This is a genomic window from Duganella vulcania, assembly GCF_009857655.1.
Taxonomy (GTDB): Bacteria; Pseudomonadota; Gammaproteobacteria; order Burkholderiales; family Burkholderiaceae_D; genus Rugamonas; species Rugamonas vulcania.
Window position 1 is genome coordinate 60484 of record NZ_WWCX01000015.1, and the last position, 11886, is coordinate 72369.

General features: G+C 64.0%; 12 protein-coding genes. 10 read left to right on the plus strand and 2 right to left on the minus strand.

Going from position 1 to position 11886, the window contains the following annotated elements:
• Positions 1 to 5 precede the first annotated feature (5 nt).
• The 8 genes from GTP90_RS11935 (at position 6) to GTP90_RS11970 (ending at position 8087) form a co-directional block, all read left to right on the plus strand.
• Positions 6 to 530, plus strand: coding sequence for a tetratricopeptide repeat protein (locus GTP90_RS11935; RefSeq protein ID WP_161083736.1), 525 nt, complete (start codon positions 6 to 8; stop codon positions 528 to 530).
• A 197-nt stretch (positions 531 to 727) separates the two neighbouring features.
• Positions 728 to 1885, plus strand: coding sequence for an ABC transporter substrate-binding protein (locus tag GTP90_RS11940; RefSeq protein WP_161083737.1), 1158 nt, complete (start codon positions 728 to 730; stop codon positions 1883 to 1885).
• A 78-nt stretch (positions 1886 to 1963) separates the two neighbouring features.
• On the plus strand, positions 1964 to 2854 hold the full coding sequence (locus GTP90_RS11945; protein ID WP_161083738.1) for a branched-chain amino acid ABC transporter permease: 891 nt from the start codon (positions 1964 to 1966) through the stop codon (positions 2852 to 2854).
• Between the two features lie 3 nt (positions 2855 to 2857).
• Positions 2858 to 4807, plus strand: coding sequence for a branched-chain amino acid ABC transporter ATP-binding protein/permease (locus GTP90_RS11950; RefSeq protein WP_161083739.1), 1950 nt, complete (start codon positions 2858 to 2860; stop codon positions 4805 to 4807).
• Positions 4808 to 4819: 12 nt separating this feature from the next.
• Positions 4820 to 5542: an ABC transporter ATP-binding protein gene (locus tag GTP90_RS11955; RefSeq protein ID WP_161083740.1), complete on the plus strand. Its 723-nt coding sequence runs from the start codon at positions 4820 to 4822 to the stop codon at positions 5540 to 5542.
• Positions 5543 to 5615: 73 nt separating this feature from the next.
• Positions 5616 to 6455: an aldo/keto reductase gene (locus tag GTP90_RS11960; protein WP_161083776.1), complete on the plus strand. Its 840-nt coding sequence runs from the start codon at positions 5616 to 5618 to the stop codon at positions 6453 to 6455.
• Between the two features lie 56 nt (positions 6456 to 6511).
• Complete coding sequence (locus tag GTP90_RS11965; protein WP_161083741.1) at positions 6512 to 7585, plus strand: DUF4272 domain-containing protein; 1074 nt, start codon at positions 6512 to 6514, stop codon at positions 7583 to 7585.
• A 46-nt stretch (positions 7586 to 7631) separates the two neighbouring features.
• Positions 7632 to 8087 (plus strand): YbaK/EbsC family protein, encoded by a 456-nt coding sequence (locus GTP90_RS11970; protein ID WP_161083742.1) that lies wholly within the window; start codon positions 7632 to 7634, stop codon positions 8085 to 8087.
• A 15-nt stretch (positions 8088 to 8102) separates the two neighbouring features.
• On the opposite strand, the gene GTP90_RS11975 is transcribed toward GTP90_RS11970, so the two are convergent.
• Together GTP90_RS11975 and GTP90_RS11980 are read right to left on the minus strand one after the other, a co-directional pair.
• Positions 8103 to 8735 carry a pyridoxamine 5'-phosphate oxidase family protein gene (locus GTP90_RS11975; protein ID WP_161083743.1) on the minus strand — a complete coding sequence of 211 codons (633 nt, stop codon included), beginning with the start codon at positions 8733 to 8735 and terminating at the stop codon, positions 8103 to 8105.
• 25 nt (positions 8736 to 8760) lie between these two features.
• On the minus strand, positions 8761 to 9306 hold the full coding sequence (locus GTP90_RS11980) for a carboxymuconolactone decarboxylase family protein (protein ID WP_161083744.1): 546 nt from the start codon (positions 9304 to 9306) through the stop codon (positions 8761 to 8763).
• A gap of 118 nt (positions 9307 to 9424) precedes the next feature.
• On the opposite strand from GTP90_RS11980, the gene GTP90_RS11985 reads away from it, so the two are divergent.
• Both GTP90_RS11985 and GTP90_RS11990 read left to right on the plus strand, forming a co-directional pair.
• A complete protein-coding gene (locus GTP90_RS11985) occupies positions 9425 to 10324 on the plus strand; it encodes a LysR family transcriptional regulator (protein ID WP_161083745.1) in 900 nt (299 codons plus the stop codon).
• 181 nt (positions 10325 to 10505) lie between these two features.
• Complete coding sequence (locus tag GTP90_RS11990) at positions 10506 to 11864, plus strand: nucleobase:cation symporter-2 family protein (RefSeq protein WP_161083746.1); 1359 nt, start codon at positions 10506 to 10508, stop codon at positions 11862 to 11864.
• Positions 11865 to 11886 lie beyond the last annotated feature (22 nt).

An 11886-nucleotide genomic window follows, 5' to 3' on the forward strand; every position in this document is an offset into this window, starting at 1 on the left:
GACGCATGAAGCAGGGGCGAAAAGTGCTGGCGTGTTTGCTGCTGGCGGCTACAAGTATCGCAGGCTACGCCGTGGCCGGGCCGGTCGACGAGGCGCGCCTGTACCTGCGCGGCGGCTCGGGCGTGGCCGCCAACCTGCCGAAGGCGTTTTCGATCTTCAGCGCAGCCGCCAAGGCTGGCGATCCGCTGGCCGCCTACTACCTGGGCATGATGTACCGGAACGGCATGGCGGTGGCGCGCGACGCCAAGGCCGCGGCCCACTGGTTGAAGTTCGCGGCCGACCGCCAGATGCCGGCCGCGATGTTCGCGCTGGCGAACCTGTACCTGAGCGGCGACGGCGTCAAGCGCGACGAGCAGGCCGCACGCCACCTGATAGAAAAAGCCGCGGATCTGGAGTATCCTGAAGCGGTGATGGCGATGGCCATCGGCCTGCGCGACGGCTCCATGGGCTTCGACCGCAACGAGGCGCTGTCCGAGACGCAGATGCGCTTCGCCAATCGCGCCCTGGCGCAACGCACCTCCGGCATGTAGTCCGGGCCTACGGCGCACGCCTTCCTTACTGCTTGCTTACACGCGGCGGCCCCTCTGCGGCTTGCTGCGATGCCGCACATCTATCTGTTGCCGCTGCCGATCTACTACCCTACAATGGCCCATCGATGGGGAGCCCATCCGGCCGAATTTCCCACGTAAGCGACTACTATAAGAACGTTGTAAACAGGAGATCACAGATGAATTTCAAGTTGAAAATGCTCGTTGCAGGCATGGCACTCGGTTTCTCGGCTTCCTCGATGGCGGCTGATCCCATCAAGATCGGCGTTGCAGGTCCTTTCACCGGCGGTTCGGCGCCGATGGGCGTGTCGATGCGCGACGGCGTCAAGCTGGCCGTGGCGGAGATCAACGCCAAGGGCGGCCTGCTGGGCCGCCAGATCCAGCTGGTGGAGCGCGACGACGAAGCCAAGAACGAACGCGGCGTGCAGATCGCCCAGGAGCTGATCAACAAGGAAAAGGTCACCGCCACCGTCGGCTATATCAACACCGGCGTGGCCCTGGCTTCGCAGCGCTTCTACCAGGAAGCCAAGATCCCGGTCATGAACAACGTCGCCACCGGCTCCATCGTCACCCGCCAGTTCGCCGACCAGCCTGAGAACTACATCTTCCGCAACTCCGCCAACGACACCATCCAGTCGCACATGATCGTGCAGGAAGCGGTCGACCACCGCAAGTTCAAGAAGGTCGCCATCCTGGCCGACTCCACCAACTACGGCCAGCTTGGCCGCGAGGACCTGGAGAAGGCGCTGGCCCTGAAGAAGATGAGCGCCGTCGCCATCGAAAAATACAACCTGAAGGACGTCGACATGACGGCCCAGCTGCTCAAGGCCAAGCAGGCCGGCGCCGAAGTGGTGCTGACCTACGGTATCGGCCCGGAGCTGGCGCAGATCGCCAACGGCATGGAGAAGCTGGGCTGGAAAGTGCCGCTGATCGGCAGCTGGACGCTGTCGATGGCTAACTTCATCGACAACGCCGGCAAGAACGGCAACGGCACCCGCATGCCGCAGACCTTCATCCAGGACCCGAACACGCCGAAACGCAAGGCCTTCATCGACGCCTACGTCAAGGCCTACCATCCGCCTGGCGACCGCATGCCGTCGCCGGTGTCGGCGGCGCAGGGCTACGATTCGATCTACCTGCTGGCCGCGGCCATCAAGCAGGCCGGTTCCACCGATGGGCCGAAGATCAAGGCCGCGCTGGAGAACCTGAACGAGAAGATCGACGGCGTCGTCACCACCTACAACAAGCCGTTCAGCAAAGATAATCACGAAGCGATCACCGCCGACATCACCGTGTTCGGCGAAGTCAAAGATGGCAAAGTAGTGCTGGCCAAGTAAGCTCGCAGGTCTTCGTACTGGCCAGTCTTGAGGATTCAAGCCTGGCCTTTTTCTTGTCGTCCTAAAGTGGTGGTTATCATGGAAATCTTCCTGCAACTGGCATTCAGCGGCATCGCGCTCGGCATGATCTACGCCGTCATCGCCTTCGGCTATCAGCTCACCTTCGCCACCTCCGGCACGCTCAACTTCGGCCAGGGGGAGTCGCTGATGCTGGGCGCACTGGTTGGACTTAGCTTGGTCGGCACCATCCACGGCGGGCCTTACATGGGCTACCTGTTGATGATCCCCCTGGTGATCGTGTTTGGCGCGCTGCAAGGCATGTTCGTCGAGTGGATAGGCGTGCGGCCGGCGATCAAGATCAAGTCGGAATTCGGCTGGATCATGTCGACCATCGCGCTGGCCATCATCTTCAAGAACGTGGCCGAGAATATCTGGGGCAAGGACGACCTGACCTTCCCGTCGCCATTGAGCTCCGCGCCGTTCCAGGTGCTGGGCGCGAACGTGCAGCCGATGCAGGTGGCGGTGATCGTCGGCGCGCTGGCGATCATGGCGGCCGTGGAGATCTTCAACCGCAAATCGATCTACGGCAAGGCGGTGGTGGCCACCGCCAACGACCGCGACGCGGCGGGCCTGATGGGCATTAACACCCGCATGGTGATCACCTTTTCGTACGCGCTGTCGTCGGCGACGGCGGCGTTTGCCGGCGTGCTGGTGGCGCCGCTCACGCTCACCGGCGCCACCATGGGCGCCTCGCTCGGCCTGAAGGCGTTCGCTGTGGCGATCATCGGCGGCTTGACCTCGGGCGTCGGCGCCATCGTCGGCGGCCTGATACTGGGCATCGCCGAGACCACCACCGGCTACTACGTTTCGACCGGCTACAAGGAAGTACCGGGACTGCTGCTGCTTCTGCTGGTACTGGCGATCAAGCCGTCCGGCCTGTTCGGCAAAGCCGCCATCAAAAAGGTCTGAGACATGAACAAGAAACTCCTCGCGGCGAGCATCGTTGGCCTGGCGGTGCTGGTGCTGTACCCGGTGCTGATTCCCAATCCTTACTACATCCATCTGTTCGAGACGATCCTGATCTACGCCATCCTGTTGTTCGGGTTGGACATCGTGGTCGGCTACACCGGGCAGGTGTCGCTGGGCCACGCCGGCTTGTTCGGTATCGGCTCGTACGCCACCGGCGTGCTGGTGTTCAAGCTGGGCGCGCCGTTCTGGATCGCGATCCCGGTGAGCGTGGCCGGCGCCGCGGTGTTCGGCGCCATCCTCGCGTTGCCGGCCTTGCGCGTCACCGGCCCGTACCTCGCGATGGTCACGCTGGCCTTCGGCACCATCATCCAGATCCTGATCAACGAGATGACCTTCCTCACCGAAGGCCCGATGGGCATCAAGATCGCCAAGCCCACCATCATCGGCCAGAAGCTCGGCGAAGTAAGCTACTACTACATGGTGGCGGCGCTGATGGTGGTGTCGCTGATCGTGGTGCACCGCATATTGAAATCGAACCTGGGCCGCGCCTTCGAGGCGCTGCGCGACAGCCCGATCGCCTCCGACTGCATGGGCGTATCGGTGTACCGCTACAAGGTGTACGCCTTCATCATCAGCGCCGGCTTCGCGGGCCTGGCCGGCAGCCTGTATGCGTATTCGGAGGAGTACATCTCGCCGAACACCTACAACTTCGAGCTGACCATCCTGTTCCTGCTGGCGGTGATCATGGGCGGCCGCAAGACCCGTTCCGGTTCGCTGATCGGCGCGCTGATTGTGGTGATGCTTCCCAGCCTGCTGGCCGATATTGAGCTGTTCCGCCAGATCGCCGTGGCGGCCGCCGTGCTGGGCGTGATCGGCGCCGCGCTGATGCTGTACAAAAGGCGCGCCACCGTGCGCGGCGTGATGGTGCCGCTGGTCGCCACCATCGGCATGGCCGCGTATTCCTACAAGCTGGAAAACATCGTCGACTGGCGCCTGACCATCTTCGGTTTGATGACGCTGTTCGTGGTTTACTATCTGCAGGACGGCATCGTCGGCTTCCTGCAAAGCCTGATGGGGCGGGGCGCCGTGCATGCCAAGGCGGTGCAGGCCAGCGGCGCCGAGCCGTTCGCGCGCGCCAAGGGCGGGGCGGCCGGCGAGACGCTGCTCAGCGTCGACCGCATCCTGATGCAGTTCGGCGGCCTGAAGGCGCTCAACCAGGTGGACCTGAACGTGGTGCAGGGATCGGTGCATGGCCTGATCGGCCCTAACGGTTCCGGCAAGAGCACGATGATGAATGTGCTGACCGGGATCTACAAGCCCACCGCCGGCCAGGTGTCGTTCGCCGGCGCCTTGATCTCGGGCCGCACGCCGTCCCAGATCGCGCTGGGCGGCGTGGCGCGCACCTTCCAGAACGTGCAGCTGTTCGGCGAGATGACGGCGACCGAGAACGTGCTGGTCGGCCTGCACAACACCTTCGAATCGAATGTGCTCGACGTGATGCTGCAGACGCCGCGCTACAAGCGCGAGGAGCGCGCCGCGCGCGAACGCGCCGCCAGCATCCTGGAGTTCGTCGGTCTGACGGCGATGGCCAACGAGGAGGCGCGCAATCTCCCGTACGGCAAGCAGCGCCTGCTGGAGATCGGCCGCGCGCTGGGCCTCAGTCCGCGCCTGCTGCTGCTGGACGAGCCGGCGGCCGGCCTGACCGCGCCGGACATCAAGGAGCTGATGGCGATCATCCGCAAGATTCGCGACCATGGCATCACCATCATCCTGATCGAGCACCACATGGACGTGGTGATGGCCTTGTCCGACACGGTGACGGTGCTGGACTTCGGCCAGAAGATCGCCGAAGGCAAGCCTGCCGCGGTGCAGAGCGATCCGAAGGTGATCGAGGCCTACCTGGGTGGCAGCGGCGAAGAACACGGCGGCACCAAAGCGCCAGCGGCGCATTAAAGAGGACAGCACATGCTATCGATCACCAATCTGCACGCGTCGTACGGCAAAGTCGAGGTCCTGCACGGCATCTCGCTGGAGGTCCCGAAGGGTAAGCTGGTGACGCTGATCGGCTCCAACGGCGCCGGCAAGACCACCACCATGCGCGCCATCTCCGGCATGCTCAAGCCGAAGGAGGGCAAGGTCACGCTGGACGGCAAGGACATCACCGGCGCCGATTCGCACAAGATCGCGCGCGCCGGCCTGGCGCATTCGCCGGAAGGGCGGCGCGTGTTCGCGTCGATGACGGTCACGGACAACCTGCTGCTGGGCGCCTTCCCGCGCTTCACGCGCGCCCGGCCCAAGGGCGATATCAAGCGCGACCTGGAAAAATCGCTGGAGCTGTTCCCTCGCTTGAAGGAGCGCCAGCACCAGCTGGCCGGGACGCTGTCCGGCGGCGAGCAGCAGATGCTGGCGATGGCGCGCGCCGTCATGCTCAACCCGGAGGTGATCCTGCTCGACGAACCGTCGATGGGCCTGGCGCCGATTTTGGTCGAGGAAGTGTTCCGTATCATCCAGCGGCTGAAGTCCGAAGGCGTGACGATGCTGCTGGTGGAGCAGTTCGCCGCCGCCGCGCTGAACGTGGCGGATTACGGCTACGTGCTGGAAAACGGCACGATCTCGGTCCACGGCCCGGCGGAAAGCCTCAAGACCGACCCGAAAGTGATCGCCGCCTACCTCGGCGGCGGGCACTGAACACGTGCGGGTGCGTTTGCTGAAAAAGCACGGTTGGGGATACTATACGTTTTTTTGAATGGCGGGAGCCATGATGAAAACCGTAAAATTCCCATCCGGAGCAACCGTAGCTGCGCTGGGCCAGGGCACTTGGAACATGGGCGAGGAAGCCATCCGCAAGCGCGATGAAGTCCGCGCCCTTCAATTGGGCCTGGACCTCGGCATGACGTTGATCGACACCGCCGAAATGTACGGCGAGGGCGGCGCGGAGGAGGTGGTGGGCGAGGCGATCGCCGGCCGCCGGGACGAGGTCTACCTGGTCAGCAAAGTCTATCCGCACAACGCCAGCTTCGAGGGCACTCAGGCCGCCTGCGAGCGCAGCCTGCGCCGGCTGAAGGTCGACTGCCTCGATCTCTATCTGCTGCACTGGCAGGGCCACTTCGCGCTGGACGAAACCGTCGATGGCTTCGAGGCGCTCAAGAAAGCCGGAAAGATCAAGGACTACGGCGTCAGCAACTTCGACCTCGAAAGCATGCAGGACACCGTCGGCTGCGGCGCCATCGCCACCGACCAAGTGCTGTACAACCTGTGCAAGCGCGGCATCGAGTTCGACCTGCTGCCGTGGTGCCGCCAGCAGGGCATGCCGTTGATGGCTTACTCGCCACTGGAGTCGCACGGCCGCGAACAGGCCGCGCTGCTGGACAATCCCGGCCTGCATGCCGTCGCCCACGCCCACGGCGTCACGCCCGCGCAGATCGCGCTGGCCTGGGTGCTGCACCAGGACGGCGTGATCGCCATCCCCAAGGCCACCGATCCTGTGCACGTGCGCGCCAACCGCGCCGCCGCCGATATCAAGCTCTCTCCGCAGGACCTGGCCGCGCTGGACCGGGCATTCCCACCCCCACGCCGGAGCCGCGCGCTCGACATGCGGTAGCCAGGACCCTGGAGGGCTCTGCTACACTGCTGGACAGTTAAACTGTCCAGCACATCATGCTAAACCGAATCAAGCAACTGTTCTCCGCCAAAGACACCAGTCACCACATCCAGATCAACGCCTACTGCACGGTGGCCGAGGTTCCCAAGCCCGGCTTCCCGCACGTGCTCAATGCGCGGCGCGACCTGTCCGATCCCGAATTGCAGCCCCACCTCAACGGCTTCATGAACTATCTGGCCCAAGCCGGGGCTGGTCAGATGACGCAGGTGCGGTATCACGTGATCCGCCATGTGCAGCGCGTGCGCCTGCATGTCAGCCTGTCCGTCGAGGAGGGCGCGATGGACAGCTTTGCCGCCTGGGCGCTGGCTGCGAACGCCATCGTGTTCATGGCCGACGGCAGTGTGCGCGATCCGCAAGGGCGCGTGCTGCTGCCCGCATCGGGCGACGACGGCGATCCGCAGGCCGTGGTGCCTTATCCACCGCAGGCCTGGCAGCGCAAGGCGCGCTCCGACGAGCTGCTTGCCTCCCGCAAGATCGCGGTGCCGGCCACGCTGCCGCCACTGGTCTCCGAGCCGGAACTGCGCCTGCGCACGCCGGAGGATGTGCTGCGTCGGATGCTGGCGCTGTTCGTGGTCGCGATCCGAGCCGAGTCGCTGACGGGCGGTCAACCCATCGCCGTCGAGGATCTGAAAAAACGCTTCCCGCCTGCCTTTGCCGGCCTGACCGACGCGGAGCGCGCCTTCCTCGAGCAGGACGTGCCGACGGGGCATGAGACCACGCAGTTCCTGTGGCGTTATGAAGCCATCCTGGTGCTGCAATGGGTGCTTGGCCTGCAGGAGGCGCTGCCGTTCGCCGACGCGATCTGCGACGTAGCGGCCATCTCGCGCACCGTCATCGAGCGTGGCACCGAAGGCTTGCGCAAGCAGTTGGCCATGCGTCCGGCGGCGGAGATACTGGATGCGCTGGACCTGCATTACCGCCAGCACTGGGCCACGCGCCAGGCGATCTTGAAGAAAACCGCCGCTCCCGCGGCGCTGAACGACGGCGTGCTGCAGGAACGACACCACGCGCTGAACTGGCTGGTGCATTTCGAAGACCGCGATTGGGACGACGTCGACACGCCGACCTGACCTGCTGCTACACTGCCGGCTGATAAAAACTGCTTAGCATAAGTCTATGAGCCTGCAATCCGTTCGTGAATTCTTCCTTGCCCGTGATCTTGATCTCCCCATCGTGGAACTGGAAGTCAGCACCGCCACGGTGGCGCTGGCGGCCGAGGCGCACGGCGTGGAGCCGGGCCGCATCGCAAAGACATTGGCCTTCCGCGTCGCCGAAGGGCGCGTGATTTTGCTCGTGGCCAGCGGCGTTGCGCGCATAGACAACCGCAAATTCAAGGAAGCCTTCGGCAAAGGGAAGATGCTGCCGCCGGACGAAGTGGCGGAAGCCACCGGCCATCCGGTAGGTGGGGTTTGTCCGTTCGGCCTTGCGCAGGCGCTGCCGGTCTATCTCGATCATTCGCTGAGCAACTTCGATGAGGTGCTGCCTGCCGCCGGCTCCATCAACAGCATGGTACGGATCACGCCCGCGCTGCTGGCGGCCGTCACGCAAGGACAATGGGTGGACGTCTGCTGACGGCTGTGCCGGAATTTACGGTGCCGGCGGCTCCGCTTTCGCCGCAGTGAGCACCGCCAACTCTTCCTGCAGGCGCCGGATCTGCGCATGCAGGGGCGCCGTCATGGCGCCAATTTCCTGCTCGGTATATCGCGGCGTGATGTGCTGCGGGCAGTTCCAGTCGTAGCCTTCCACGGTGATGACGAAGGCCCGTTCGATGCGGCCGGCGTAGCCGGGCACGCGCAGCCGCTCCATCAACGCCGGATCCTCCGCCGCTTCAAGGGTGCGCGCGCGGCCGATGATCTTCAGCCTTACCTGCTCCGCATAGTCGACCAGTATCATCGAGATGCGGTCGTCCGTTTTAAGATTGCCGACGCTGAGATACTGCAGATTGCCGCGAAAGTCCGCGAAGGCCAGCGTCTTCGCATCGAGCGCGCGCAGGAAGCCCGCCGGTCCGCCGCGATGCTGCACGTACGGCCATCCGTCCTGGTTGACTGTGGCCTGGAAAAAATGGTCGCGCTCCTCGATGAAGCCGATCTCCCGTTTCCCCAGGCTGTCCTGCCGGTCTTCCATCCGGTCGAGGAACCCATATCTGGCGCGGCTTCCCATGGTCTCTTGAACCTCACGCACCGCTGGCGTGAAGGTGATGTCGGAATATGCACGTCCCATGATGGGCTCCTCGTTTTGGATGGAATCAGGCGGCGATTTTCAGTTCGACTTTCGGGAAGTCGATCTCGACGCGGCTGGCCTTGGCCAGGATATTGGTCAGGAAGTTCATGGCGACGTGGGTGATGATCTCCACGATGTCCGATTCGCTGTAGCCGGCGTTGCGGATTTCCGCCAGTTCGACGGCGCTGATCTCGCCCTTTTTCTCCATCAGGCTTTGCGCGAACTTCACCGCCACCGCTGCTTGCGCATCGGCGCTGGTGCCGCTGCGGGCGGCGCTCATCTCGTCGCCGCTCAGGCCTGTCTTGCGGCCGATGGCGGTGTGCGCGGACACGCAGTATTCGCAGCTGTTCTGCTGCGCCACCGCCAGGGCGATGCGTTCGCGGGTCAGGGCATTCAACGAGCCGTCGTTGGCCACGCCGTGCAGGCCGAGGAAGGCGCGCAGTGCGACCGGCGAATTGGCGAACACTTTCAGGAAGTTGGGCACCATGCCGAGTTGGCCCTGGATGGCGTCCAGCAGGGCTTTTTGTTCGGTGTTGGCGGTGGCATTTTCGATGGTGGCGATACGGGTCATGGTGTTGCTCCTTTGGGTTGTGGGTTGTTTGTTCAGCGAACACTTGCAGTTTCATCGATAAGCGGGATAATGAGAATCCATTAAATGTGCAATGAACTATTTCTAAATTGGGAATAATATGGACAAGCTCTCCGCCATGGCGATCTTCGTGGCTGTCGTCGACGAAGGCGGCTTTGCCGCCGCCGCCCGCAAGCTGAAGATATCGCCGCCGGTGGTCACGCGCGCCGTGACGGAGCTGGAGGAAGGCATGGGCGTGCGCCTGCTGTTGCGCACCACGCGCGTGGTGCGGCTGACCGAAACCGGCGCGCGCTATGCCGCCGACTGCCGCCGCATTCTGGCCGACGTGGTGGAAACCGAGACATCCGCCGCCGGCGCCCACGGCGCGCCGCGCGGACGTTTGGTGATCACGGCCTCGGTGATGTTCGGCGCGATGTACGTCACGCCCATCGTCACCGAGTACCTGCGGCGCTATCCGGAAACCGACGTTGAATGCCGCTTCCTCGACCGCGTGGTCAACATGATGGACGAAGGCGTGGATGCGGCGATCCGCATCGGCGTGCTGCCCGATTCCAGCTACCAGGCGGTCGGCGTGGGGCAGGTGAGGCAGGTGCTGTGCGCGTCGCCGCAATACCTGGCTGCGCGTGGTACGCCATCCACGCCGCAGGAGTTGTCCGGCCACGACCTGGTCGCGGCGACCGCCGTCACGGCCACCAACGACTGGCGCTTCGAATGCGAGGGCAAGGCGCAGGTGGTGAAGGTTCATCCCCGCATGAGCAGCACCAGCAACGACGCCGCCTTGCGCGCCGCGTTGTCCGGCTTCGGCATGACCCGCGTGCTGTCCTACATGGCCGCGCCGTATCTCGCCGATGGGCGCCTGGTCGCAGTTTTGAGCCACTGCGAACCCGCGCCGATGCCGGTCAGCGTGGTGCACCACGAAGGCCGCCACTCGTCCCGCAAACTGCGCGCCTTCCTCGACCTGGCCATCGCCACACTGCGCGGGGACGCCGCGCTTCGATAAAAAATTGTATACAAAATTCGTTGACAATGTATCCGGCGAGGCGCAATATCGTCGTCAATAAACGCGTCGGTCACGAGCTGTTGCGTTGCTAAGCATCCTTTCTACGCACGGTTAAGGGCAGCCCGTGCGGGTTGTAGTTGCAAAGTAACGCCCATAAAAAAAGACAGACGGAGACGCGTTTATGAATCACTTGTTATTTCAGGTCGAGGATCGGCCACCCCTATTCACAACCGTATTACTGGCGGCCCAGCATATGCTTGCCGCGCTGGGTGGCATCATCGCCGTGCCGCTGGTGGTGGGCGCGGCGCTCAAGCTGCCGGCCGACCAGATCATCACCCTGATCAACGCCGCCTTGCTTGGCTCGGGCATTGTCACCATGGTGCAGTGCAAAGGCATAGGTCCAATCGGCATCAGGCTTCCTTGCGTGATGGGCACCAGCTTCGCCTTCGTCGGCGCGGCCATCAGCATCGGCCTGGAACACGGCGTTCCGGCGATACTCGGCTCGTCGCTGGCGGCTTCGGTGGTGATGATCGTCGGCAGCTGTTTCATGCCGACGATCCGCAAGCTGTTCCCGCATGCCGTCACCGGCGTGGTGGTGACGATGATCGGCCTGTCGCTGGTGCCGGTGGCGGTGGACTGGGCGGCGGGCGGCCATGCGCCGGGCGCGGTCTATGGCTCGCCGCTCAGCCTCGGCATCGCCGCCTTCGTGCTGGTCACGGTCATCATGCTGGTCCAATTCGGCAAGGGGATTGTATCCGCGGCAGCGGTGGTGATCGGCATGTTCATCGGCTACCTGTTGTGCGTATCGATGGGCATGATCGATTTCTCGCAGGTGCGGAACGCGCAGGTCTTCGCGCTGCCGCAGCCGCTCCACTATGGCATGACCTTCCCGGTGGCCGGCGTGGTCGCGATGGCGATCGCCTACCTGGTCACGATGGTGGAAACCACCGGCACCTTCATGGCGCTGGGCGCCGCCACCGAGACCAAAATGCGCGGCAAGACGCTGGCGCGCGGCATCCTGTGCGACGGCGTCGGTTCGGCCTTCGCCGCGCTGTTGTCCAGCCCTCCGGTGTCGACCTTTGCGCAGAACGTGGGTGTGGTGTCGCTGACCGGCGTGGCGAGCCGCCATGTGGTTGCATTGACCGGCGTGATGCTGTTCCTGGCCGGCCTGTTCCCGATCCTGGGTGCGGTGGTGGTGACGATACCGCAGCCGGTGCTGGGCGGCGCGGGGCTGATGATGTTCGCGATGATCATCTCGGCCGGCGTGCAGCTGTTGAGCCACGTCGAGCACACCAAGCGCAATGGCATCATCATGGCGGTGGCCATCGGCTGCGGCCTGGCGGTGACGGTGCGGCCGGAGTTGTTGTCGAAGCTGCCGGCCTTCGTCAAGGAGGTCTTCGGCTCCGGCATCACCGTTGGTGCGCTGGTGGCCGTGGCCCTGAACCTGGTGCTGCCCGAGCGTCCGCTGGAACTGAACGATGACGATGAGGAAGAAGACGTCCCACAGGCTTTCCTGACCTCCGAGCGTGAAGCAGCTTAAAATACGCCTGATATCAACCCTA